This window comes from Paenibacillus sophorae (genome assembly GCF_018966525.1).
GTDB classification, from domain to species: domain Bacteria; phylum Bacillota; class Bacilli; order Paenibacillales; family Paenibacillaceae; genus Paenibacillus_AQ; species Paenibacillus_AQ sophorae.
This window is the reverse complement of record NZ_CP076607.1, coordinates 491,870-517,274: the sequence shown is the minus strand read 5'-3', so window position 1 is coordinate 517,274 and position 25,405 is coordinate 491,870. Positions and strand designations below refer to the sequence as shown.

Sequence of the window (25,405 nt, the reverse complement as noted above, 5' to 3'; positions counted from 1 at the left end):
GTGGGTGACATTGTTGAACATTCAATTAAACGAACAGCTTTCCATTTCCAAACTGGTCATCGGATGCATGAGGATGAATGATTGGAAACTGAGCGCCCAGCAAGTGGTAGAGTTTATCGAATGGTGTATTGAGCGGGGCATTACAACCTTTGACCATGCCGATATTTATGGAGGCGATCATCGAAACGAAGCGCTTTTTGGAGAAGTTTTGCAATTGGAGCCAACCTTGCGGGAGAAAATTCAAATTGTCACGAAATGCGATATCTGTGTCCCGAATGCCAAAAACCCCAATATTAAGACCCGATTCTTCAACACGGATAAACAATACGTCCTGGCCCAGGTTAACGAATCCTTGGATAAGCTTCAATGCGGTTACATTGATATCCTGTTGATTCATATGTTCGACCTGCTGGTCGATCCGGCCGAGCTTAATGAAACTCTCCTTCAGCTTAAGGATGAGGGGAAAGTCAAATATTTTGGCTTATCCAACCATAGTCCGCTTGAGTTTGACACTTTGCAAAAATATACGGATATTCCGTTTGTCACTCACCAATTCATGCTGCATCCGCTAGGCATCCAAAATTATCATAACGGCACAATGACCCATTGCCTGAAAGAAGGCATCTCCCCGATGATTTGGTCCCCTTTGGCTGGAGGAAGGATCTTCAATCCCACTAATGCGGCTGAGGAAAATATGAACAACGTACTGGAAAACATCCGGCAGGAGCTTGGGCTGGAACATATCGATGAAGTCGTTTATAAATGGATCTTTAAGCACTCGTCCAATCCTGCTATCGTGCTGGGCACCGGAAACAAGGAGCGGATTGAGCGGGCCGTACAATCTGTAGACGGCGTGCAGATGACCCGAGAACAGTGGTATAAAATCCTGATTGAAGCAGGGTATACGCTGTGGTAGTAGCTATGTCTGAAAAAATGAAATTCCGATTAAAATAACTTTATGTCAATTTTACAAATCATTGATATTTTCATAATAGTCATTGGTTATTCTATTAACAGAATCAATGAAACAGAAAGGTAGTCATCATGAATCTGCTTCACACAGTTGGTCAGAAGCCGATCATTGCCGCTTTACGCAATGTGCGAGATGTTGAACAAGCAATCGTAAGCCAAGTTGACAATATCTTTTTCATGGGTGGAACAGTTAAGGAAATTATTAACGCCGTTCAGTTAGTTAAGACAGCCGGTAAAGGCGCTTTTGTCCATGTCGATTTGATTAAGGGTTTATCCAATACCGACAAGGAAACCGTAAGCTTTATAGCAGATTACATTGGAGCGGACGGAATTGTCACGCCGAAAAGTCATCTGATCGCTGAAGCGAAAAAAGCTAATTTATTCGGAATACTTCACTTGTTTATTATTGATTCTCTAGCGCTGCAAAATGGACTTAAGGCAGTAGAGAATGTTTGCCCTGATGGAGTGGAGCTTATGCCTGGGGTTGTTCGTAAGACGATCGCTGCTTTTACGGACGCATATAATCATATCCCCATTATCGCGAGCGGGCTCATTCATACGAAGGAAGAGGCAGCCGAATGTCTAGAGGCCGGCGCAACTTCGCTTTCCGTCAGCGAACAAAGCTTGTGGTCATTAACTTTTCAAGATATATAAATATTCCTGTATGTTTAGAGTCGTGCCGAGAGAAAGCTCTGAACAATAAACAGAACTTAGCATTGCTATGTCTGTTTATTGTAGAGCTTTCTCTTTTTCTGTTCACTTTATTTCTGAAGCAAAACTAACTCTAAGGGGGAAGAAAATGAGCTCTGAAGCAGCCAGTCAACGGCCTTCTTATATCATATTACTCAGCATTGACGGCATGGCGAACTTCTATCTTCAGGAACAGCAGGTTAGAATGCCGCATCTAAGATCTTTAATCAAGCAGGGTGTAATGGCGGGTGCGATGAAAAGCGTATTTCCAACGGCGACCTGGGCTATTCATTCCAGCATCGTTACCGGAACCTATCCCCGCAAGCACGGGATTCTTGGAAACTGGGTGATGAATCGCTCAACTAAAAGCGTCGGCGAATATTTTAGCGATAGTACTTGGGGCAAGGAAGATATTCTTCAAAGAGAGACCATTTATGACACGGCCAAACGACTGGGATGGACAACGGCTTCCGTATGCTGGCCCGTTACTAGGGAAGCCCAATCGATTGATTATAATATCCCTGAATTTTATGATCAGGATTTATTTGAAGCCTATGCTACACCGGGGTTGTGGAAAGAGCTTAAAGAAGCGGGGTTGCCGGTTGAACATTACGGTTCCTGGAGTAAAGATCATGCGCGGGGACACATGCAGGATTGGTTGACGACGGAAGTTGCCAAGCATTTGATACAGAGGCATAAGCCTAATCTCATGCTGCTTCATTATTTGCTTCCGGACAGCTATCAGCATGATTACGGAACCCGATCGCAAGAGGTGTATTGGTCCCTGGAATATATCGACGAGCGGATCGGGGAGCTCGTTTCGACGCTGAAAGAAGAAGGGATCTGGGAGGACACCGCTCTATGTATCGTATCCGATCATGGATTCGTCGATACGACGAAAACGGTTTTTCCCAATGTATGCTTCAAACAAAAAGGCTGGTTCGATCCGGATCAGCCGGAGCAAAGCAAGGTGGCAGCGGTATCCAATGGCGGTTCCGGATACGTGTATATTTTTGAGGAAGACCCTGACATGAAAGCTGCACTGATGCGGGAAGTGAAACAATGCCTGCAGGAAATGGAAGGGGTAGGCAGACTCTTTGAACCGCAGGATTATGAAAGTTTGGGTTTGCCTGTTGAAGGAGAAATGGAGGATCAACGTCCGGATTTTGTTTTTGAAGCGGAGATGGATTGTTTCATTCATTTTGAACACGAGGGAGATCTTGTGCACATGGAAGGAACGAAGTTTCAAGGCATGCACGGCTATTTGCCTGATCATGAGGAATTGAAATGCATCTTTGTTGCCGCAGGCAAATCGATTCCTTCAGGCATTCAAATACCGGAAATTCACATTGTCGATATAGCTCCGACCCTTTTAAGTATGATCGGAGGTGAGATTCCCGGAATAGACGGACAGGCCATTGATTTCAATACTAATCGCAAAGGAGCAAGAAATGGGCAATACAGCAATGAACAGCATGAAAGCATTTCTTTTTGATTTGGATGGATGTATCTATTATGGCGATACGCCGGCTGCCGGGGCCAAAGAGCTGTTGGAACTCCTCAAACATGAAGGGAAACGTTGTTTCTTCGTAACCAATAATTCAACTCAGACGGCCAAAGAGATTGCTTCCAAAATGAGCCGCATCGGCATACAAGCCGAACCTGAGGACATTGTTACGGTAACGGACAACGCAGGTCATTACTTGAAGGGGAAATTCGGTGGCTGTGTCAAGGTTAAGGTAGCGGGCAGCGAAGCATTGCAAAGCTCGGTTCTCGGCGCGGGACATGAACTTATTCCAATCGACAGTCCAATGCCGGCCGATGTCATTCTTGTTGGAAGAGATGTGACGTTTGATTATGACAAGCTGCAAATGATCGTCAATGATGTTCATCGCGGAGCGAAAGTCATCGGGGCGAATTGCGATTCGCATCATGTAGGAACCGGAGGGGTGATTGTACCGGAAACGGGTTCTTTAACCGCTGCGATTGAAACGGTGGCCGGCCTGAAGATCGAGCACATCGGGAAGCCCTCGCCTTACTTGTTCGAATGTGTGCTTAACCGGTATGGACTAGACCCCGATCATTGCATCATGGTTGGAGATAATTTTATGACGGATATGGCTGGAGGCGTGCAAGCGGGGCTGCGAACGGTCTGGATTAATGAACATAATCCCTATTTGCGGGAAAGCATGCCTGGAATTTTTCCTGACTATATCGTTAAAAATATGGAACAGCTGTTAAATATATATACCAAATAAAGGAGAAGATAAATATGAAATCCATGCTGAAGCTGTGCGCAATTATGACATTAAGTGTATCTTTGATTGCCGGTTGTTCAAGCAGTCCTGCCGAAAGCACTAAAGACAATGCAAGTAACCCGTCTCCTGAGCCCCAAAACCAATCCATTACATTTATCGATACCGCAGGCGGAGCAAACACGCAAAAGTTTTTTAGCGAGATGATTCCAAAAGCATCAAGCGAATTGGGCATCAAAATTAACTATGTCACTGGGTCCGGGGCTGAAATTCAGCAAAGATTATCCGCTCAGAAACAAGGTGAAGGCGATATCGACGTGCTGTTGTTAAAGCCGGATGGCATCGGCAATATGATTGAAGCGGGAATCCCTTTTGAAACGCTTGAAAACAACCCGGAAATCCCCAATATTTCGCTGGTTGAGCCTAGTGAATTAAAGGATGCCTTAGGAATTGCAACGAACGGTAAAGCGGTTCCTTTCTGGCACGATCAATTTGGAATCTTGTACAACTCCGATAAAATCAAGAATCCTCCTAAATCATGGGATGAATTTTATGAAAGACGGGGCGAATGGGCCGGCCACATCGGTATGATCCGTTCGGACGCAAAGTCCGGCGGAGGAAGAATCATGCAGCGCGATATTCTTCTCGGTTACGGAGTAGACTTCTCCAAGCCTTTTGAAACTTTACAAAAAACAACCGAATGGACGAACGGCATCAATAAATTCAGCGAATTCTCGAAGGCGTTCTTTAAGCCTTTAGCTTCTGAACCGCCGGTATTGTTCCAGCAATTTGCCTCTGAGGATGTTTGGATTACCGAATATGCAATTGACTATACACTCTGGTCGAGAGACCAAGGCTTGCTTCCTAAATCCGTAAAATCCACCTTTTTCCCAAGCGGCCATTATGGCGGTGCAGCTTATTTAGCGATACCGTCTAACGCGCCTGACAGTCAGAAAGAGCTGGCTGCTAAGTTTGTAAACTGGATGCTTTCGGAAGAAACGCAGGTGAAAATGATGGAAACGCTGTGGATCTATATGGGAATCAATAAATACGACAAAGTTCCTCAAACGGTATGGAATAACGTGCCGTCATGGGACGTGGTTAAGAAATCCAGAATTCCATTGAATAATAATGAAGCTTACACGTTCTTAAAAGAAAAAGGCATGGATTTGGTTAAGTAATTCCAGTTGGAGGTGAAAGAAATGAGGAATCCCTCATCAGGATTCCTCATTTTCATATCATGCAATTTAAAAAAGACAATTTGCTCACCTTATTGCTTCTATTTCCCGGGCTAGTCTTTTTCATCGGCCTCTTTATTTATCCGCTGTGCATAACCTTCATGAACAGCTTAACGATAAGCAATCATACCGGTTATTCCCTTCAGAACTATATCGATTTACTAAGTTCGGCAAAGTATTGGAACGTTATCGGCATTACCTTTATTTTGGCCATTTCCACAACGATCCTTTCCGTTCTTATCGCCTTACCGCTGGCTCTAATCTTAAGGAAACGGGTAAAAGGCCATACATTCATCCGTTTATTGATTTTACTGCCGTTAACGGTACTAGCGTTAATCAGTGCTCTCGGCCTGCTGATCGTCTGGGACAAGAACGGTTGGGTCAATTTGTTTCTTATGCAAGTGCTGCCGTTTATCGATGAACCGCTGAAAATCAATTACACGCTTTATGGTTTGATCCTATTTTATGCATGGCTTTATTCCCCTCATACGATTCTGATGACATTATCATCGATAGAAGGAATCGACCGGAACGTAGAGCAAGCGGCTACGATTACCGGGGCTAAACCTTTTGAAGTGTTCAGATATATTACTTTGCCTTTAAGCATAAGCGGTATCCGCTCCGGCTCGGTGATGACCTTTCTGCTTGCTTTCGGCGCCTTTAATGTTCCGCTGATTGCCGGTGGAAATTACAGACCCCTGACCGTTGCGATTTATACGGAAGCAGGTGTGTTTAATAACTGGTCCAAAGCCAGCGCTTTAGCCATTATTATGGGAATTCTCGAGATTATTTTTATCTTGATTTACTTTAAATTGACTAAGAAAAGGAGCGCGGCATAAATGAATCCGATTACTCATAGCATTCGGGCTGTCCGGACTGGAAAGAAAGTCGTGATTTACGCGTTCCTTTTGGGATTTGCCTTGTTTATTTTATCGCCGTTTGCCGTCATCATCGTGTCCGCTTTCGGAGAAGGCTGGTTCGGCGCCAGATGGCTGCCGGAGTCATGGGGCATACGATGGTTCGAGTGGGCTTTTCAGATGACGGATCTGATGCAGGTCACGATGAATAGTTTTATAATTGCCGCATTAACGATAGTCATCAGTTTGTTAATCGGAGTTCCTACTGCATGGGCTATAGGAAAAAGAAAGCTGCGGGCAAAGGAGCTGCTGATCGCCCTGAACCTGCTCCCTAGAATGATACCGGAATTAACTTACGCGCTCGGAACCGCCAAAATATTTTATACATTGGATCTGATTAACACTCATTTCGGTGTGGCTCTTGCGCATTCCACCATTACCATTCCTTATGTGGTATTGATTATGTCCGCTACATTTGAGGCTTTGGAGCAAAGGGTTATCGACGCGGGCGGCGTTTGCGGGGCCAATTGGTTTCAGAGATTTCTATATTTGGTTATCCCTATGTCCATGCCCGGAATCTTGGCGGCGGTAATTTTCGTATTTGTAACTTCCTTTAACGAATTTACTTTAAGCATGATGACTTACGGCCCACAGACGGTGACTTTGCCGATACAGACGTATCTTTCCATCGGAGACGGCTATAAAGAGGTAGCCAGCGCGATTTCCGTTATTCTGCTCATCCCTTCCATCCTCATCCTTGGTGTAATCGTGAAACAAATCAAGCCGGAAAATTTAAGCGGAGGAGTGAAAGGTTTATGATAGATAAGAAAGTCATGATTTCATTGAAAAATATTACAAAAAAATTCGGCCACGTAACGGTAGTGAATCAACTGAATTTGGACATTTATCAGGGAGAAATACTGACGCTTCTCGGCTCGAGCGGCTGCGGGAAATCAACCACGCTGAACATGATTACAGGCAGCTTGACACCGGAAAGCGGAGAAATCCATATCAGAGGCAATAATTTGACGCATGTTCCGTCACATAAACGAGAAATCGGTTTGGTGTTTCAAAATTTTGCTCTTTTTCCGCATATGACTGTTTTTGAGATCGTAGAATTCCCGCTGAAAATCCGCAAAGAAAATAAAAAGGAACGTAAAGTCAAAGTGATGGAAATGCTGCGTCTGGTCCAGTTGGATCATCTGGCCAAGCGATATCCGCGAGAATTATCCGGGGGACAGCAGCAGAGGGTTGGATTGGCAAGGGCATTGATCTATCAGCCTAAAGTCGTGTTATTTGACGAGCCGCTTTCGAATTTGGACGCTAAATTGAGAGAAGAATTAAGATTTGAAATTATGAATTTAAAAGATAAATTAAAATTTACTTCGATTTATGTCACTCACGACCAGGAAGAGGCCCTTACCTTGTCGGATCGAATTGCTGTGATGAAGAACGGAGTCATTCAGCAACTAGGGACGCCTCTTGAAATATATAATGAACCGCAAACACCTTTTGTAGCAGACTTTGTTGGTGTATCTAATAAAATTGTCGGACAATGTGTGGACAAAGATAACGGGTACGCGTCCATTCAAATGGATGGTTTTCAATTAAGAGGAGTAGTAAAACAGGATGAAATACAAAAAGGCGATAAAGTAATCATTTTTATTCGGCCTGAGGATATTCAAATCGGCAATGAAGGTTCCACCGAAGAAAATACACTTCAAGGGGAAGTACGGAATATCGTATTTTCAGGAGAAAAAAAAGAGTGCATGGTTGACGTTAAAGGGACAACCATCCGGTTTTATCTGAATAAACAGTCCGATATTGCCATTGGACAAAGGTTGTTTGTACATCTTCCGAGCGACAGCTGTAAAATTTTCAAGCATGAAGAAATGGGAGTTTAAACGGTAAATCACCCTAAATGCAGAATGCTCCAGCAGATGACTGCTGGAGCAGAACTGTGTTAACCTATCGCATACTCTGTATAAGGACAACAGGTACAAATAGATGATCAAGCTGCCGTGTAAAGGTAAGGACCATGTCGTCGCCGTCTCGTTCTATCATTACCGGACTGCCATCAGCAAGAAGGCGTGCCTCGCCATCTAAGAATACTTCTTTTACTTTTATTTTCGATCCGCTGAGCTTGCCAAGGACCATCAGGTAAAGATTATTGTCCTTTGTCGTAAATCGGATAGCCTCTCCTGTCTCGGTGACGGCTGCCTTGATCATGATGTCGAGCGCTGCCCGTACAGGTTTTAGGCTCATGAACTTGCTGCTCGAACTTGCATGTTTCCATCGGTCATTTACTACACCATCAGGAACAACGTCATAATAGTAGGCAAACAAACGGAATAGCATCCTGATTGGTCGGCCAGCAGATATCGTTCCATAAAATATCCGGATGATACCGCTCTATCAGCTCACGGACTTGGGCATCGGCGTATGCCGGATAATCACCGCCAGGTGTGGAGAACGAATAATCCATAAACGTCCTTGAAATTCTTCGCCGAAACGTCCAGTCAATTCCGCCCGAATAGTATATGCCAAAGCGCATGCCTTCCTTTCGGACAGCTTCAGCTAATTCACCTATAATGTCACGTTTGCTAAACCAGTCCTGCTCATGCGGATTTTTAACCTCAGTAGGCCATAGGCAATAACCGTCATGGTGTTTGGAAACGATCACTACGTATTTTGCGCCGGCGTCGCTGAAAATTTTTGCCCAAGCGGAAGGGTCCCATTTTTTCAGTCCATCTATGAACATCTGTTTAAATCCCTGGTAGGGCATGCTGCCATACTTCTCTTTATGGTATTGAGCGGATGGTGTATTAGGGTCCTTGATCGCATTCCAATAGCCTTCAGCATAGGGGTAGTTTAGCATTGCCCGATCATAATCGGTCTTCAAAGTCTCCGCTAAACTACCTAAGGGTGCAAAACCAGGAATAGAATATAGTCCCCAATGGATAAACACTCCGAACTTAGCATCTTCGAACCATTCTGGAACCGGATGAGTATTCAGGGACTCCTTGGTTGGTTGATAGGTTGTATTATTCATTTATTTTCGAACCCCCTCTGTGTTCATCGATGTCTGAGGATCTGGACGCTAAATAGTGCTTTACAGCCAGGTCGATAAAGGCTTGTGACGCATCCATGAGATCGCGGTCTCCTTCAGGCCATGATGCCCGATCTCCTTGAACCTGTGCAAAAACATGGATTTGATCGGCATCGCCTTCGGTTACCTCCATGACCATTTTCCACAAGTCAGCGGCCAATTCTTGCGCAGCCGGATCATCCGGTGACGCCCCGGACTTGGCAAGAGTCACGGCTTTCAAGGCCAGCACTCTCCATGTATGATACAAATCGAAGGCGTCTTGTTCGTTGGCAAATCGTTTGCCGAGGATTTCCTTCTGGGCGTCATTAAACGTGTATTGGCCCCAATCGATCAGACTGCTGTTCTGTAAGGTTCGGATAAACCCGGTCAACAGCTGCCATGACGGGTAGTTTCCCGCAGCGATGGCCGTCCGGCATGCCTCGATTGCAGCAATGCTTGCATGCGCGTCTTCCATTTTTTTATAGAGTACTAGCTCATGCTCATTCAGTATTTGCTTGATTTGAGATAACGAGGGGCGCTTAACCACCTTGTCACGTATTTCTTTTAAGGAAAGTCCTAAAGATTTGTAAAAGATGATCTGTTCTAAACAGAGCATGTCTTTCTCGGTATAATAACGCCGTCCGCCATCGGTACGGCCGGGTGTCGGCAAAAGCCCGATATTGTCGTAGTGCTGAAGGGTTCGTACAGTTACACCGGTTGCCGCGGCCAGTTCGCCGACCAAATAGGTTTTATTTGTGTTGTCTATGCGTCCCACCTCCTATTCCCCATTGTATTTCATTACGTAACGTAATGAGCAAGAGCTTTAACAATCCTTGTTCGGTGATCCATGTTTTCTTTCAACTCGGTATGGAAATAATGAGAGTTGGAGGGGGATCATGAGATGCACGCCTATTTAGATATTCTATTTCGCACCATTTTTGCTGTTTTGCTGCTATTATTAGCAGCCAAAATACTCGGTAAACAGACGATTTCGAACATGACGTTTCATGATTTTGTGACTGGTATTACAATTGGGTCCATTACGGCTAACTTGGCGTTCAATGATAAACTGCAATGGTCACATGTGGCATTGTCGCTCATTGTCATTACCATTACATCCATTCTTTTATCCGTCATTGCCTTGAAGAGCCGCAAAATGAGAAGCTGGATATCGGGCTCTCCAACCATACTTATTGAAGGCGGGAAAATTCTTGAAGATAACATGAGAAGTGTAAGATATACTATGGATTCATTGGATCAGGCATTGAGGGGAAAAGGAATTTTTAACATAGAGGAAGTAAGATATGCTGTTCTTGAGGATAACGGAACGGTGTCGGTATTAAAGAAAGACGAGCATCAATATGTAACCAAAAAGGATTTGAAGCTTCGCCCGAACGCCCAAAATTTTCCGGTTGAACTGGTAATGGATGGAGTGCTTATAGAAAAAAATCTGGAGAGTAACGGATTGACCAAGGAATGGTTGGAAAACGAACTCCGACGCAAGGGGAAACGGATATCCGACGTGTTCTATGCCGTAAGAGGAACACAACAACAACTAGTCTTTGATTTTTATGAAGATGGCATCGATAAACCCATTGATAAAGAATGAATGTTCTAATTCAGGCAGCACTAGGGTGTGTATACAAACTATGATCCTGTAAAAACGGGTACTCAAGGACTGTCTTTATCGACCGTTAATCTGGCCACGGGCCGTGTCCAGAACTGGGGTCAGATGCTACTCCAACTTTCCGTTTTCTTTCCGGAACGCGTCGTAACCACTTACGCTGAAACGCCAAATCCCCCCTCGGGGGGATGCTTATAGCATTTCCACTTTCATACTCAGCTTAAAATCTAATAACTTATTTATAATAATTTATGTATAAATGTTCTTGTCATCCGACATATGCCGTAGCCGGAAACAAATCAATCGAAGACTTGGATTATAGCCTTTATTATAATTGTGGTGTTGAGAGCAATGATCTTGACTTTCTGACTTTAAGTTACACTCGATGACAAATGAAAAAACGCTCCGACGATCTTTCGACACAGAGCGCTTTACAGTAGGAAGTTGATAATATCCTCAGACTTTTCTTTCTTATGATTTCCCATTAGTCAACACCGAGATAATAAGTAGTATTGAAAAAAAGGTGACAAAGCATAATCCAACAAAAGACAGAATATTAACCGTACTTTGAATAAATCTCCAGACTGAACCAGTAAAGACTTTATTAATAACTTCATCAGACCACGGATTCCGCACTAAAAATAGAACTGTTGCAGCAAGAATCCCGTATAGCTTTTCTTTTTTTGCTCCTATCACACAGCACCTCCATAAGATCAGGCATTTATTAAACAATTCCCCCTTATTATATAATAATAAGGGGGAATTTGTTATTAAGGATTAATTACAGCGTTGACATCTGATTTGGACCAGTTTGCGGGAATAGTTGAGCCTGTAAGTGTGTACGTAATACCTCCCGATGGACCTGTTGTGGAATATCCCACATTGGAACCAACTTGCCATGTAACACTCGTATCATTATAAGTATGCGTATATTTAGTTGCCATTTCCAGATCACCGGAAGTACCCGACTTTAACGTAACGTACGCTACGCCATAAGTAGAATCCCCCGCATACATTCTTTTATCTTCAACATTAAAAAGCAATGCTCCACTTCCTCTTTTGCTATAGTCTAGCAATGAAGTAAAGTTACCATCCGTGCTATAGCTGTAGAACGCTGCTCTATTCGGATCCCATTCAACACTAAGTAAATCAAGTGAACCGCAGTCCCATAGTGTATTAGTCATTATAAGTATTGATTGTACTCTCCAGAAGATATCTTGTGTTCTTTTGGATCCAATAACAGATAAATCTACATCCGAGGGATACCCCCCAGACGACATAATACTAATTCCAAGATCACTCTTTGGTGATTCGGTAAATTCTACTCCTAAATCTTTAAGCTCTTTCTTCTTGTCTTGTATGTCCTTATTTTTGTTTTTAACAACGTAGTCGGCCATCCATGAATCAAATTCGCTGTTGCTCATTTGTGTGATTTCTTTTTTCAATTCGCCTTTAGAGTCTGTTCCATTAGCAAATGCGGGGCTTGCCCAGAAAAGTGCCATACAAGCAAGCAAAGTAATTTTGATAACCGATGAGATTTTTCCATTAGAGAACAATTTCATGTACCTTTTCCTCCCATTATACGATATAATTTGCCGTACGTTTCAGATCGCTTGCTTACCTTCCTCCCATCCGATTTTGTAAAAAGAAAAGACCATGTTTTGTGAGTGAATTCACAAGTTGCAAGTTTATGATAAAGCTGGCCAGCCTATCAGCTAATTTACACTACTAAAATAATAATAAAATAATAAAAGACTGCTTACTTGGAAGTTATCAGCGCAGAACCATTACCAACCGACCGGACAAAGTTAACTGGTAATGGTTCTTTTAGTTTTCCGTGAACCACACTTATCGTTTTTTGTCAACAAGAATTGAAACTTTCAATCACTCTTGACAAAACCAGTATACCACTTGAATATTGGACCGTATATAGCAATATTTGTTATTTTTTGTCACCTAACATAAGGTTAAAGTCCCCAGTATTTCCATATTTTATTTTATTGCATGGTACAAATTCTGCTTTCGTACTCTATACCATCCCAATAATATGAAAAATATGATATATTTACTATATTCCTATTTTGTCATTTTGTTCCTTTATCATTTTATTTGTTCTTATTCTTTCTAAATTGAGTATATTGCATTAATCTAAGCCCTTGCTGGGCAAGGAGATTTTGAGCATAAAAAAGGACTTCACCCCAACTTGTAGAAGTTTTTCGGTGACCAAACCAAAAACCCAAGAATGGAGGAAGTCACTTTGTATATTCTCCAAGAAAGTCTATTTTCCTTTGAGGAACTGCAAAAAATGGAATCTAAAGAACGACTGCCTATCTTTTTTGGCACACTTGATTTACGGCCCTATGCAAAAGAATTAAAATTTAACATTTTGCGATCCAGCCAGCTAATTAAGCGGGCAATAAAATTTGTAGACAGCGTACAGATTACCAGCAAATAATGGTAGTAAAAATCCCTATAGAAGCAGGTTATACGCTGTGCTAATAACTGAGCACCAACCTTTGGGTTGGTGTTTTTTATGCCGCTAAGTGACTAAGTTAGAATATGAAACGGTTTGTAAATTTTCTGTAAAAGGGCTGGATTAGGATGCGCATATAGCATAGAATAGAGTCGATTTTCATACTATATCTCTTTCCCAACCAACTAAGGAAAAGGAGTAATCCGTGTACATGGATGCGAATCAGCAAGAGGCACCGGAATATGCTCAAAAAGGGAAGTTTTCGACTCTTCTGGAAGTGCTGAAGGTTTCCACCAAACTGGGACTCACCTCATTCGGGGGACCCATCGCACATCTTGGTTATTTTCATAACGAGTACATCCGCCGCCGAAAATGGATGGATGAACGAAGCTACGCCGACCTTGTGGCCCTATGCCAATTTCTCCCCGGTCCAGCCAGCAGCCAGGTTGGAATTGGCATCGGAGTGTTAAGAGCGGGACTAATTGGAGGTCTCGTAGCATGGCTGGGATTCACTCTGCCGTCTGTCATCGCTTTAGTTGCGTTTGCCTTCTTGCTTCAAGGTTATGATATTGCGAGTGCAGGGTGGATTCATGGACTGAAGATCGTAGCTGTAGCGATTGTTGCCCATGCTGTTCTAGGGATGGGGCAGAAGCTCACACCTGATCGGGGTAGAGCAACCATAGCGGTGGCTGCCGCAGCGGTTGCGTTGTCTTGGCATACCGCTTACAGTCAGGTACTTATCATCATTGCCGCCGGCGTTATCGGCTTATGGCTGTACCGAAAGAAAGCGGCGGAAGGGATACCCAACCTGCAAATTCCGGTTAGCCGGGCCTTTGCCGTCTTCTGCTTGATTTTATTTGTTGGTCTGCTCGCCGCACTCCCGCTTCTCAGACAATCGGGGGAAGCCGGATGGCTCGCGATGTTTGACAGCTTCTATCGTTCCGGTTCTCTGGTGTTCGGCGGGGGGCATGTCGTTCTCCCGCTTCTGGAGCGGGAAGTTGTTCCAACGGGGTGGGTGAGCCAAGAGGATTTCTTGGCGGGTTACGGAGCTGCGCAAGCGGTCCCGGGGCCGCTATTCACTTTTGCAGGCTACCTTGGGGCAATGGCCGGGGGGATCACAGGAGCGGTGGTTGCCACTATCGGCATTTTCCTGCCGGCATTTCTTCTTGTTGTCGGTGCGCTCCCGTTCTGGAATGGGATAAGGAGCAGTCCGAAAATCCAAGGGGCGTTGGTAGGGATTAATGCGGCTGTGGTTGGCATTTTGCTGGCCGCTCTGTACGATCCGCTGTGGACTACCGCCATCTTGGAGCCGATGGATTTCGCCCTAGCCGTCATTTTGTTTGTGATGCTGGTCTTTTGGAAGCTTCCGCCTTGGGTGGTTGTACTTACAGGCGCTGCGGGAGGAATGCTGCTGGGGCTAGTGTAATCGTAAGAACGGGTGAAAGAACGTCTATCGTTCATCACCCGTTTTTTATTTTTTTCCTTGCGCATACTACATCTTGGAAGATGTGTTCTCAGCGAGAGGAGAGATAGAGATGAAAAGGTTAGTTTGTCTATGTATGCTTTGTTTATTCTTTATGACTCCGGTACAAGTGGTTGGGGCGGCAGGAAATGCAGCAACAGCTGGGCCGGTGAACCCGCCGCTGCTGGATTCGCTCCGTCAGGGTGGATATATTCTATATATGAGACATGGAGAGGCAACTGTAGGAGAAGACCGGCCCAATCCCGTCTTCACGGATTGTTCGACTCAAAGAAATCTTTCCGGGGAAGGCAGAAGACAAGCTGCAGCTCTTGGGGAGGCATTCCGCAGATTACATATCCCTGTTCGATCTCCTGTGCTGGCCAGTCCTTTTTGCCGCACAAGGGAAACAGCCGAACTGGCTTTTGGCGAAGGAAATGTTCAGAACGATCCGTTCTGGATTAGAATTTATCGGTTGAGTAGTGACGTAACCCCTTCAGAGCGGGAGGATACATTGGCTGCCCTGACTTCTGTGTTAGAGAAAGCACCTTCTTCCGGTACCAACCAGGTAATCGTTGCACACAGCTTCCCTCAAGGGGTTGGTTTGGGCGAAATCCCTAACTTGGGTACCGTTGTGGTGAAACCGGGAGGGCAGGGCAACGGATACGAAGTTGTTGGCCGCATTTCCTTGGCCGAGCTATTGAGTTTACGATAGGAACAACTTGCCGTAAAAGACAGCGCCGAATGCAAATTGTATAATACGAAACACAACAGAGGATATCCCACTCGGATGTCCTCTGTTTTATTTAAGAAAACTTCAATACTGCACGCTTATACTGGGTTCATCCGTAGAGAGAACATTTGGAGTGGAGGGACTTAGATGGCGAAAATGAAGAGAAAGTGGGTAGTCTTATGCTCGTCAGCCGTTGCAGCGGTTTACGCTACCGGATATTTTATAACGGATACTCAGGCATCCGTGCAACCGCCGCCGCCGGTTAGTTATGAAGTGAATGGCCAACAGTCGGAATTAAATGGCGGGCAATCATCAGTAAATAGCGGACAGGCAAATGGAACATCGACCGATAGCGTTCAAACGGAACGTGTTTATACAGATGGCACGTATACGGGAATGGGAAGCAACCGGTTCGGATCGATTGAAGTGCAAATAACCATTAGCAACGACCAGATAACGGACGTGGAAATCAGCAATTTTACGATGTCTTATCCGGAAAGTGACGTAGCGGGGCTGCCGGACGAAGTATTAAGTATACAAAGTGCTGAAGTGGCGAATGTATCAGGCGCGACATACAGTACACGAGCTTTTAAAGATGCTGTACAAGAAGCGCTCTCCCAGGCGCAAAACGCATAATGGGAAAAAATGAGAAAAACCAAGCTATATATGGACACGGTTGTGGATATACAGGTAGTCACCGGGGACGGCCAATCGAAGGAAGCGGCGGAGGTGAAAATAAACCGGGCGTTTGAGGCATTTAAAAAAGTGGAGCAAGCCTGCAGCCGGTTTTCCCCTGACAGTGAATTGATGAAGGTCTGCCGATCACTCGAAACTCCGGTTCAGGTCAGCCCGTTGGTATTTGAACCGCTCAAATTTGCGCTAGAAATCGCCAAATGGACGGATGGTGTATTTGATCCTACCGTGGGAAGAGTTATGGAAGACAATGGGTTCGACACCAACTATTTAACGGGAGAGTCCATGAAAAGCCGCTCTGCCGATTCCGTTACGTACCGGGATATCGTATTAAATGAGCAAGATCGCACCTTATTTTTGCGAAAACCGTTGGTGATTGATTTAGGAGCCGTGGCTAAGGGCTTTGCCATTGATTTGGCTGCCAATGAGTTGAAGGAATTTGAAGGGTTTGTCGTCAATGCCGGCGGCGATCTGTTTGCCGGGGGCGTGGACGAAAGCGGGGGTCCCTGGAAAATAGGCATTCAGCATCCATGGCGAAGCGACTCCATCCTATATACTCTCGAAATGTCCAATGAGGCGATTTGCACTTCCGGAAGCTATGAGCGCAGGAGCGCGCAAATGATCGGCATGCATCATCTGATCCATCCTAAAACAAGACAATCCCCCAATGATTGGATCAGCTGCAGCGTAATGGCCCCTTATGCCATGCTGGCGGATGCTTTCTCAACCGCATCCTTTTTGCTGGGTGCAGAAAGCGGAAAAATGCTCATCGAACAAGCGGATCTAAAAGGAATCTTGATCACACCGGAGTTACATATTGTTAAAGCTGGAGGGATATAAATGACAGCGCGTCAGTGGATCAAATCACCAAAGGGATATGTCCTCATTGCCATGGTTGCTTATCTTCTTTTAGCCTCCATTGGAGCACGGGATATGAAAGGCATATTAAACGGCATCATTGCAGTCGTCGCTTCGTTGGCCGTGGACATCATTTATTGCCGTATTGAGAAAAGAAAGCGACTGATGCTGGACGGTGCGATTATTACAGGGTTAATCATTTCCTTGATCCTGAGCACAGCAACCTCCTGGCCTATCGTTGCGGCAACAGCAGTCATAGCCATTTTGTCCAAGCATCTTTTTGTCTATCGTAAGAAACCGGTCTTTAACCCGGCGGTCTTTGGACTGCTTCTGTCTGCCCTGATCTTTCATACCGGCCAAAGCTGGTGGGGAGCATTCGGGAATTTTCCTGCATGGACCCTTATCTTTGTTGCGCTGGGTGGATACCCGGTCACGAGCCGGGTGAATAAATATGCTCAGCTTTTTTCATTTTTAGGCGCATTTTTTGCATTATTGGTTATTATGGGTTACTACGATATAGGAAATATCTCCAGCGCATTCCGACCCCCATTTATCAACGCCGCACTTTTCTTTGGTTTCTTCATGCTTACCGATCCGCCTACTTCGCCCGCCAAAGTGAAGGATCAAATTATTTTTGGACTCCTCGTTGCAGCAGCGGCAGCCATTATTTATGGATTCTTCGGCGGGTTAACGTATTTGTTTATAGGGCTGCTTCTAGGGAACCTTTACCAATTAGTGAAAGCACGCGCATCATTAAACGTGTCTAAGAAGGTCCGCGCTAAACTGGATAAAGCCGATAAAATGCCCGTTTAATCGATCTTCAGCCGGAGGAACTTCCTCCGGCTGTTCATCGGCATTATTCATCCGCGCCCCATGTTACGAATAGCGGCAACGATCAATAATAGAATGGGGATCACAATATAGAGCGGGAAAAATATATAGGGTATGGATATTTTCCAGCCAATTTCTATATGCTGCGAGTAAGTAGACGCAATGATGAGGGACATTGCCAGAATAATCGTGCCCCATGGAATAATGAGGGAATGATAAGATTCCAATTTGAACAGCTGTGCAGTGCCGAGTACGGAACCGTACATGAATGCCCCTAGTTTAAAAAATCCCCCCAACACCATCATCAGGATCGCAAGCGCATCCAGGTTCATAATAAAATCCCCCAGACTAACCATTCCTATGGCGGTATATAGCGGAAATTCCGTCTCTTCAAGAACAGAAGGACCAAATACGGCAATAAGACCAAGCATATTTAATGACAGTATGATGCCTGACGCAAGAACCGCAATCATCCCCGCTTTTTTGATGCTGCTGTGGTCATTCGAATTAATAGTAAACATCATAAACAGCAGCGTTTGACCGAACGGAAACACGATAAGGAAGGGAAATACCGCATTCCATATCGGCTGAAACCCTTTCGCGAACACAGGTTCTATATACTCAGAATGATGAATTTGAGAACTGAAGATCAGAATCCACCCAAGGACAAGGGCAAGAAAGGCAACCGGAAACAATACTTCTCCCATGCGTCCGAATACTTCCAGCCCGCCGCGCAAACAATAAACGATGCTGAACATGAATCCTGCCATAACCACTATAATCGGCGTATCTATCAAGATCGTCTGCACGATAAGTTCCCCAAAGTCTCTTAATACCCGTGAAGACTCATAAGCAAAATCCAATATATAAATAAACGCTAACGGATATCCGATCCATTTGCCAGCGATCTCGGGGACCATTTGTACAAGCGTTCGGTTCGGATAATATTCACTTAACTTGCTGTAGACCCGCATTAACACAAGTCCGCCGAGCATCGCGGCCAAGATAGCCAGCCACTCATCTTGTTTGGCCTGCATACGTAATCCAAAGAGAACCGTAGTCCCGATTTCAAACAAGATGACGATGGAAATGAATTGACACCTGCTTATCTTTTCCTGTGCCATATTATGTCCCTTTCCGTGGAAAATGATAAACACCAGTATTTGCAGTTGAGGTAAAAATAAACATTGCCTCAAGCGGTTATTTAAACCGCTATTAGGAAAATATTCTAGGTATGCTTGGATACTTGGAGGGACAACAATGCTGGACCGTGGAAAGATTAGTGCGAGGCAGGCTGGTTTTTTGATGTTTACGTTCCTAATGGGAAATGCGGCTGTAATCGTTCCGGCTAGTGCAACTTCCTTTGCCAAACAGGACGGTTGGCTCACCATCATTTTCGCGGCCTTGATTGGAATAGTGGTTGTTCTTATATTTACTAACTTGGGGCTTTTATTTCCAAAGCGGAGCATCATTCAGTACAGCGAAATCATATTGGGAAAAAGGATCGGGAAAATAGTCGGCTTTCTGTACGTGTTGTACCCATTTTATCTGGGGGCGCTCGTCACCGGGGTTTTTCGCGATTATGTGACGACAACCGCGCTGCCGCGTACACCGGCTATTGTCGTAAGCGGACCACTGTTGGCCGTAATCGCTTATGCGGTTCAGGGAGGGATTGAAACGCTTGGGCGAGTCAATGAACTCATATTGCCTTTTCGTGAACTGATCGTCATGTTCATCATCATTTTGTTGATAACGGACTTCAACTGGGACAATTTGACCCCGTTTATGGGTGAGGGAATCGTTCCTGTTATGAAAGGTTCGATCTCGGTGGCTTCACTTCCATTTGGCGAAACCATTCTGTTTGCGATATTGCTGCCCAATATCAGCAATATTCAGAAGGTGAAGAAGTCCTATGTCTTAGCTGTTGTATTTGCCGGCATGCTCCTTACGATCAGCGTTCTGACATCTATTCTCGTGTTAGGTCCAGCGGTCGCTGCCAGATTGAATTTTCCGACTCACGAAATTATCAAGTACATCGAAAAGATGGGTTTCCTGACCGACATGGATGTTCTCGGCGTGCTGCTTTGGATAACGTCAGGCTTTACGAAGATAGCCGTCTGTTATTACTGCACTGCGGTTGGGTTAGCTCAGTGGTGCAGACTTTCCGACTACCGGTCCGTCGTCATTCCCGTGGGTATTCTGATCTTTATTTTCTCCATCGTTGCTTATGGAACTCTTGTCGAGGATGCTGTATTCGCAGCTACCATCTGGCCGTTCTTCTCCCTCCCTTTCGTAATTCTGTTCCCTCTGCTGATGTTGATTATTGCCAAAATCAGGCGGCTGGGTGGTAGTGAGCAGGAGGGATAAGGCGGGAAGGATGAGGCAAAATTAGGATTTTGGCGAGCATATAGAGAACGATTTTCGTAGAAGGGGTGAAACTAAAATGGAGCACGGGACACCGCCAATTAACGAACTCGTAAGTGGAAAACTAGCACAGGACATGGGGCTGCTGAAAACGATTCTTGACCGGTCAAGCGACATCGTGTTCCGGGAATTTCAGTTGGGCGATGCTCAAACTGCGGTGATTATTTTCCTGGACGGGATGGTTAACACTATCATTGTGGATTCCGATATCATGCAGCCCTTGCTCAAATACGGTGAAACCATGCTGCAGAAATCCCGTCTTTCGCTGACAGGACTTGAGACCCTGCTTCAGAATCAGGTCATTACCGCAGCGCAAGTAAACTCTGGCGAGCGAATTCAGGAGGTCGTAGACCATGTCCTGTGTGGAGATACGGTGCTGCTCATTGACGGTGTGAACAAGGCCCTGTTCATCAGCGCGAAGGGCTGGGGGAAGCGGGCGGTTGAGGAACCGGCTACAGAAGCCGTCATTCGCGGTCCAAGAGAAGGATTTACGGAAAATCTGCTTACCAACATAAGTCTCATTCGCCGCAGATTGAGAACTCCGCAGTTGAAGATAGAAGGATTGCAGTTGGGGCAATTATCAAAGACCGATGTCGCGATTGCGTACCTGGAAGGGATCGCGGACGATGCTATCATCGCGGAAGTCCGGGAAAGAGTGGGCAGGATCGATATCGATGCCATTCTGGAGAGCGGCTACGTGGAGGAACTGATTGAGGACAACTCGTATTCTATCTTTCCCCAGGTTAATTACACAGAGCGGCCCGACAAGATCGTTGCCAATCTGCTGGAAGGCAAGGTCGGGATACTGATTGACAATACTCCCTTTGCGCTAATCGTACCGGTCACTTTCTTTGAAATGATGCAGGCCAGCGAAGATTATTACCAAAGATATGTAATCTCGACGTTAATCCGGCTGCTCCGCTATCTATTTCTGATCATTGCTCTGCTGCTGCCATCGCTCTACATCGCTCTGCTGACGTTCCATCAGGAGATGCTGCCAACGTCCCTGCTGCTCAGCGCTGCCGCTTCCCGTGAAGCGGTTCCATTTCCGGCTATTGTCGAAGCGCTGCTGATGGAAATTTCGTTCGAGGCACTCCGGGAAGCAGGGGTGCGTCTGCCGCGTCCGGTTGGACAATCGGTAAGCATTGTCGGGGCGCTTGTCATTGGCGAGGCTTCCGTAAGCGCCGGGATCGTGTCCGCGCCAATGGTCATTATCGTATCAATCACGGGGATTGCTTCCTTCATCATTCCGAGCTACTCCCAGGCCATTACTATCCGGCTGCTTCGGTTTCCAATGATGATTCTGGCTGGGACACTCGGGCTGTATGGTGTGCTGCTCGGGGTTCTGTTCATTCTAATCCATATGGCGCGCTTGCGCTCGTTCGGCGTTCCTTATTTATCACCGCTGGCTCCTATGCATGCTAGTGATCTGAAAGATGCTCTTGTGCGCGTGCCTTGGTGGGGGATGGTCAGGCGTTCAACCGAGACCAGCAAGAACAATCCCCGGCGCATGAAAGGCTCATTGCGTCCACGTCCCCCGAAGCGCGGCGGGTAGCCTTGGTTCATGGAAGGAGGATGATGATGAGAAAGTTAGGGATTCTGGTGTTAATCATCGCGATGCTGCCGATGACCGGCTGCTGGAGCCGGGTTGAACTCAACGATCTGTCGATTGTAACCGCTACGGCCATTGACAAGATGGACGACGGGAACTACCTGTTGACGCTGCAGATTGCCGTTCCGTTGATGCTCGGACCGGCCGAAGGTTCCGGAAAAGGCGGCGGTAGCGGCGGCGGAAATAAACCAACCGTGATCGTATCCGAGAAGGGGGAAACGATAATGGACGCTTGCCGCAAACTGCAGGAAAAGCTTCCCCGCAGGTTGTTTTTCTCTCATAGCCGGATTATTGTGATCGGGGAAAATCTGGCCCGGGAGGGTGTTGCGCCCGTACTTGATTTTTTTACCCGTTACCGGGAATCCCGTCTACGCAGTTATATTTTATTTAGCAAAGGGAAAGCGGGGGATATTTTGAATCTCAACGCCAAATGGGAGAAGGTTTCCGCTGAGGAAATCAGGGAAGAGGAGAAGCGCCATATCGGGCTCCAGATCTACTTGAAAGACTTTATTCATATGCTGCTTACAGACGGGATCGAGCCGGTCGCGGCCCAAGTGACGCTAAAACCAGCGGAGGAAGGCAGTGAAGAAGGCTCTTCCGGACAGGATAAGAACGCCGCCATTTCAGGCACAGCCGTTTTACACAAGGATAAACTGGTCGGATGGCTGGATGACACGGAGACACGCGGCGTGCTGTGGCTACGTAATGAATTGAAGACTAGTTACGTGACCGTGGACATTCCGAAGGAGAAAGGCGGAGGGAGGTTCACTGTGCTGGTATTTGGAGCAACGACGAAAATCAAACCGGCTATCAGGAATGACAAGATCAAAATCAATGTGGAAATTCATACGGAAAATATTCTGTTTGAGAATAACTCCCAGTTGGATATTAGTAAACCGCAGGTCATTCAATATATCGAAAAAGAATTGGAACAAGAGATTAGGAAAAGAATAGAATTAACGCTCTTCAAGGCACAAAAAACGTTCAATTCGGACATATTCGGGTTAGGCACCGCTGTATATCGAGCCTACCCGAAAGCGTGGAATCGGCAGTATAAAGACAGATGGGATGATGAATTTTCCAGGGTGGAAGTGGACATTCATCCTCATACAAAAGTGGTCCGCACAGGTCTGACGAACAAGTCGATGATCATGGTGGAAGAGGAGAATAAATAAGGATGAAGATCATGGCGATTATACTCCTGTTTATCCTGCTGGCCGGCTGGGATGTTCCCCTCTTGATTAAAAAGAAACAGAGAAAAGATCTGATCGTTTATTCCCTGCTTCTCCTAACAGGCATAACGTTAAGCATTTTGGTTTCGTTTAATGTCCATCTGCCCAATCCAAGTAAAGGCTTGGAAACGATTCTGCAGCCGCTCGGTTCATTATTGAAAACGGATTGACTATATGGGCACCTAATTGAATCCCGGCTGATGCGGCAATGACAAGAAGAACCTTCAATCCCTTGTTTAAATGAGGGGCCTGAAGGTTCTTTAGGTTGCTGTGCGAGTGATAAGTACGATTGTTTTTCTTAATGCTTCTTGAACAAAGAGATGGATTCTGCTAAAGATTGATATATATCCTCTACGGGCTGGACGTTTCCGGCCAGCATTTTGATTTTTCTATGAAAGAGGTTTCCAGATGAGAAAAATAGTTGTGTTCAACAATGTCTCTATCGATGGTTATTATGCAGGTCCGGGCGGAGAAATCGACTGGTTTATCCATGATCCCGAGGTCGACAAAGCCGCACATGAAATGATGAGTCCAGATACGGTATTGTTTGGCAGGGCGACCTACCAGATGTTCGAAAGCTACTGGCCGCATGTAGCAGGCAATCCGAATGCTCCCGAAGGAGCACGGATGATGGCCAATGAATTAAACCAGATGACCAAAGTGGTATTTTCCATAACCTTACAGGAAGTGAACTGGGAGAATTCCAGGCTGCTCAGCGGCAATCTTGCAGAGGAAGCAAGAAGGTTAAAAGAAGGCGAAGGTGCTGATATTACTGTATTTGGCAGCGGAACGATTGTTCAGCAGCTTGCAAATGAAGGATTGATCGATGAGTACCTGCTAGTGCTCACCCCGGTTGTCATTGGAGCGGGCAGACCGCTGTTTAAAGATGTCAATACAATGAAGCTGGAGCTGCTGGAGACCAGGAGTTTCAAGTCAGGAGTCGTTCTGCTTCACTATGGAGTAAGCGGGAGCCGGCAAATGAAGAATTGATAGGCAGTGAAAATTCCTCCTTTACATCTTTAGCCGCTATTGATTATATTAATATTTAAAATATTAATATCAAAGTATTATTGGAGGAATGCAAAGGTGAGAAGAGCCACAGCAATGTTAATCGTATTTTGTATGGTAGCAATCAGCAGCTTCACCTATCAGCCGTCGGCGGTAAGCGCGAAAAATGTAGAAAAGGCCCCAATCGCGGTACAGGGAGCGCTTGACGTCGAAATCGAATCGCTGCTCAAAGCAATGGGCCAATACAAAACGCAAAAAGTCGGCATGTACAGCTACTACATAGGCAAAATTGACGGAATCCCGGTCATTGTAAGCCGGACGGAGATGGGGATGGTCAATGCGGCCACATCGACAACGCTGCTTATTAATACCTTCCATCCGCGCGCGATCATTAATCAGGGCACAGCCGGAGGCCATGATGAGAAAACGCATCTGTACGACATTGTCGTCGGTAAGGAACTGATCAATTATATCAACACAATCTCCCCGACAAGAAAAGCGGGAGAAGGCAGCAAACCGGAAACGTGGAATATGATGACGACCGATGTGCGGGATGACGACGACAACCTGATGAAATACAAAACGTTCAAAAGCACGCCGGAACTGGTCGAAGCCGCAATGTCGGTACAGAACAAGTACATGCATGGGCACGTTTATGCCGGGACGATCGGCAGCGCCGACCAATTCAATAACGAAGTGGATCGGATTCTGTGGACCAATGAAGTACTTGGCATGATGGCAGAGGATATGGAGACGGCTTCCGTAGCTCAAGTAGCGAATGGCTTCCACGTTCCTTTCGTAGGCATCAGAGGGATGTCCGACGCAGGCAGACATGATGAGCATTGGAATCCTACAAGCGGCAGAAACGCCGGCATCTGGACAGGCGAATTTGTGGTTGAGGTCATTAAAGCGATCGACAAGCAGGTTAATTTCTCCACGATTACCAAGGTGAATGGCTTCAATCTCTATGTGAACGGCGTTAAACAAGATATTTACATGCTGGATTACAAAGGAAAAGCCCTGATTCCGATCCGCAATCTAGCGGGCGTGCTCTCCGGAACCAAGCAGTCCAGTGTAACCTTCAATTCGAAGACAAAGTCCATTTCATTCAAATATGATATGAAAACAGCGACTTTCAAGTCGGGTGATAGCTTCTTCCTCGATATGCAAGGAATGAAGCAGCAGGTCGAGTCCCCATCTGTGGTTGTTAACGGAAAGACCTACGTGAGCCTGGATCTCGTCTCGAAAGCATTCGGATTAGAGACGAAAACCGAAGGTGTGGATCTGTCTATCACAGCACAATAAAATCATGAAGAGGGGCGCTTTATAGCGGAGACCTCTGCAAAAGTTGCCTTAGC

Annotated in this window: 26 protein-coding genes and 1 pseudogene; 21 read left to right on the top strand and 6 right to left on the bottom strand. The window is 45.6% G+C overall.

Going from position 1 to position 25,405, the window contains the following annotated elements; all coding sequences use genetic code 11:
• The first annotated feature begins 13 nt into the window (after positions 1–13).
• The 8 genes from KP014_RS02430 to KP014_RS02395 all read left to right on the top strand — a co-directional run bounded on the left by KP014_RS02430 (position 14) and on the right by KP014_RS02395 (position 7,916).
• Complete coding sequence (locus KP014_RS02430) at positions 14–916, top strand: aldo/keto reductase (RefSeq protein WP_036596823.1); 903 nt, start codon at positions 14–16, stop codon at positions 914–916.
• Positions 917–1,044: 128 nt separating this feature from the next.
• The gene (locus tag KP014_RS02425; protein WP_036596789.1) at positions 1,045–1,626 is read left to right on the top strand and encodes a glycerol-3-phosphate responsive antiterminator; all 582 of its coding nucleotides are present in this window, start codon (positions 1,045–1,047) and stop codon (positions 1,624–1,626) included.
• 145 nt (positions 1,627–1,771) lie between these two features.
• Positions 1,772–3,157: an alkaline phosphatase family protein gene (locus KP014_RS02420; RefSeq protein WP_036596791.1), complete on the top strand. Its 1,386-nt coding sequence runs from the start codon at positions 1,772–1,774 to the stop codon at positions 3,155–3,157.
• A complete protein-coding gene (locus tag KP014_RS02415) occupies positions 3,114–3,920 on the top strand; it encodes an HAD-IIA family hydrolase (protein ID WP_036596793.1) in 807 nt (268 codons plus the stop codon). The genes KP014_RS02420 and KP014_RS02415 overlap by 44 nt, the downstream gene beginning before the upstream one ends.
• A gap of 14 nt (positions 3,921–3,934) precedes the next feature.
• The gene (locus KP014_RS02410) at positions 3,935–5,098 is read left to right on the top strand and encodes an extracellular solute-binding protein (protein ID WP_036596795.1); all 1,164 of its coding nucleotides are present in this window, start codon (positions 3,935–3,937) and stop codon (positions 5,096–5,098) included.
• 59 nt (positions 5,099–5,157) lie between these two features.
• On the top strand, positions 5,158–5,994 hold the full coding sequence (locus tag KP014_RS02405; protein WP_036596797.1) for an ABC transporter permease: 837 nt from the start codon (positions 5,158–5,160) through the stop codon (positions 5,992–5,994).
• On the top strand, positions 5,995–6,831 hold the full coding sequence (locus KP014_RS02400) for an ABC transporter permease (protein WP_036596799.1): 837 nt from the start codon (positions 5,995–5,997) through the stop codon (positions 6,829–6,831).
• Positions 6,828–7,916, top strand: coding sequence for an ABC transporter ATP-binding protein (locus tag KP014_RS02395; protein ID WP_036596801.1), 1,089 nt, complete (start codon positions 6,828–6,830; stop codon positions 7,914–7,916). Before KP014_RS02400 ends, KP014_RS02395 begins: the two co-directional genes overlap by 4 nt.
• A gap of 64 nt (positions 7,917–7,980) precedes the next feature.
• On the opposite strand, the gene KP014_RS02390 is transcribed toward KP014_RS02395, so the two are convergent.
• The 3 genes from KP014_RS02390 to KP014_RS02380 are packed head-to-tail and all read right to left on the bottom strand — an operon-like array spanning position 7,981 to position 9,875.
• Entirely contained in the window at positions 7,981–8,358 is a 378-nt protein-coding gene (locus tag KP014_RS02390; protein WP_051500194.1) for a hypothetical protein, read from the bottom strand.
• Complete coding sequence (locus KP014_RS02385) at positions 8,339–9,064, bottom strand: alpha-L-fucosidase (protein ID WP_051500195.1); 726 nt, start codon at positions 9,062–9,064, stop codon at positions 8,339–8,341. The genes KP014_RS02390 and KP014_RS02385 overlap by 20 nt, the downstream gene beginning before the upstream one ends.
• Complete coding sequence (locus KP014_RS02380; protein WP_090833873.1) at positions 9,057–9,875, bottom strand: MerR family transcriptional regulator; 819 nt, start codon at positions 9,873–9,875, stop codon at positions 9,057–9,059. Before KP014_RS02380 ends, KP014_RS02385 begins: the two co-directional genes overlap by 8 nt.
• Before the next feature lie 126 nt (positions 9,876–10,001).
• Here KP014_RS02380 and KP014_RS02375 point away from each other — a divergent pair, with 126 nt between their 5' ends.
• The gene (locus tag KP014_RS02375) at positions 10,002–10,709 is read left to right on the top strand and encodes a DUF421 domain-containing protein (protein ID WP_036596803.1); all 708 of its coding nucleotides are present in this window, start codon (positions 10,002–10,004) and stop codon (positions 10,707–10,709) included.
• Between the two features lie 486 nt (positions 10,710–11,195).
• Here the strand turns inward: KP014_RS02375 and KP014_RS02370 are convergent, their stop codons facing one another.
• Complete coding sequence (locus tag KP014_RS02370; RefSeq protein WP_036596805.1) at positions 11,196–11,420, bottom strand: hypothetical protein; 225 nt, start codon at positions 11,418–11,420, stop codon at positions 11,196–11,198.
• Positions 11,421–11,494: 74 nt separating this feature from the next.
• Complete coding sequence (locus KP014_RS02365) at positions 11,495–12,286, bottom strand: hypothetical protein (protein WP_036596808.1); 792 nt, start codon at positions 12,284–12,286, stop codon at positions 11,495–11,497.
• Positions 12,287–12,981: 695 nt separating this feature from the next.
• On the opposite strand from KP014_RS02365, the pseudogene KP014_RS29305 reads away from it, so the two are divergent.
• From KP014_RS29305 to KP014_RS02340, 6 genes and pseudogenes are all read left to right on the top strand, one after another.
• Positions 12,982–13,101: pseudogene (locus KP014_RS29305) on the top strand (transposase); the annotation flags it as partial.
• 307 nt (positions 13,102–13,408) lie between these two features.
• A complete protein-coding gene (locus KP014_RS02360) occupies positions 13,409–14,623 on the top strand; it encodes a chromate transporter (RefSeq protein ID WP_036596812.1) in 1,215 nt (404 codons plus the stop codon).
• A gap of 151 nt (positions 14,624–14,774) precedes the next feature.
• Positions 14,775–15,371 (top strand): histidine phosphatase family protein, encoded by a 597-nt coding sequence (locus tag KP014_RS02355; RefSeq protein WP_246590625.1) that lies wholly within the window; start codon positions 14,775–14,777, stop codon positions 15,369–15,371.
• Positions 15,372–15,536: 165 nt separating this feature from the next.
• Positions 15,537–16,025: an FMN-binding protein gene (locus KP014_RS02350; protein WP_036596814.1), complete on the top strand. Its 489-nt coding sequence runs from the start codon at positions 15,537–15,539 to the stop codon at positions 16,023–16,025.
• 9 nt (positions 16,026–16,034) lie between these two features.
• A complete protein-coding gene (locus KP014_RS02345; RefSeq protein WP_036596816.1) occupies positions 16,035–16,922 on the top strand; it encodes an FAD:protein FMN transferase in 888 nt (295 codons plus the stop codon).
• On the top strand, positions 16,923–17,753 hold the full coding sequence (locus tag KP014_RS02340; protein ID WP_090833871.1) for an RnfABCDGE type electron transport complex subunit D: 831 nt from the start codon (positions 16,923–16,925) through the stop codon (positions 17,751–17,753).
• A gap of 47 nt (positions 17,754–17,800) precedes the next feature.
• Here the strand turns inward: KP014_RS02340 and KP014_RS02335 are convergent, their stop codons facing one another.
• The gene (locus KP014_RS02335; protein WP_246590624.1) at positions 17,801–19,141 is read right to left on the bottom strand and encodes a GerAB/ArcD/ProY family transporter; all 1,341 of its coding nucleotides are present in this window, start codon (positions 19,139–19,141) and stop codon (positions 17,801–17,803) included.
• Between KP014_RS02335 and KP014_RS02330 the strand changes: the two genes are divergently transcribed.
• From KP014_RS02330 to KP014_RS02305, 6 genes are all read left to right on the top strand, one after another.
• A complete protein-coding gene (locus KP014_RS02330; RefSeq protein ID WP_036592925.1) occupies positions 19,032–20,138 on the top strand; it encodes a GerAB/ArcD/ProY family transporter in 1,107 nt (368 codons plus the stop codon). The genes KP014_RS02335 and KP014_RS02330 overlap by 110 nt on opposite strands.
• Positions 20,139–20,214: 76 nt before the next feature.
• The gene (locus tag KP014_RS02325; protein WP_051499757.1) at positions 20,215–21,750 is read left to right on the top strand and encodes a spore germination protein; all 1,536 of its coding nucleotides are present in this window, start codon (positions 20,215–20,217) and stop codon (positions 21,748–21,750) included.
• A gap of 20 nt (positions 21,751–21,770) precedes the next feature.
• Positions 21,771–22,982, top strand: a complete 1,212-nt coding sequence (locus tag KP014_RS02320; protein WP_090833870.1) for a Ger(x)C family spore germination protein — start codon at positions 21,771–21,773, stop codon at positions 22,980–22,982.
• A 2-nt stretch (positions 22,983–22,984) separates the two neighbouring features.
• Positions 22,985–23,209 (top strand): hypothetical protein, encoded by a 225-nt coding sequence (locus KP014_RS02315; protein ID WP_036592927.1) that lies wholly within the window; start codon positions 22,985–22,987, stop codon positions 23,207–23,209.
• A gap of 238 nt (positions 23,210–23,447) precedes the next feature.
• On the top strand, positions 23,448–24,029 hold the full coding sequence (locus KP014_RS02310) for a dihydrofolate reductase family protein (RefSeq protein ID WP_036592928.1): 582 nt from the start codon (positions 23,448–23,450) through the stop codon (positions 24,027–24,029).
• Between the two features lie 96 nt (positions 24,030–24,125).
• Positions 24,126–25,352 carry a phosphorylase family protein gene (locus KP014_RS02305; protein WP_139210558.1) on the top strand — a complete coding sequence of 409 codons (1,227 nt, stop codon included), beginning with the start codon at positions 24,126–24,128 and terminating at the stop codon, positions 25,350–25,352.
• Positions 25,353–25,405 lie beyond the last annotated feature (53 nt).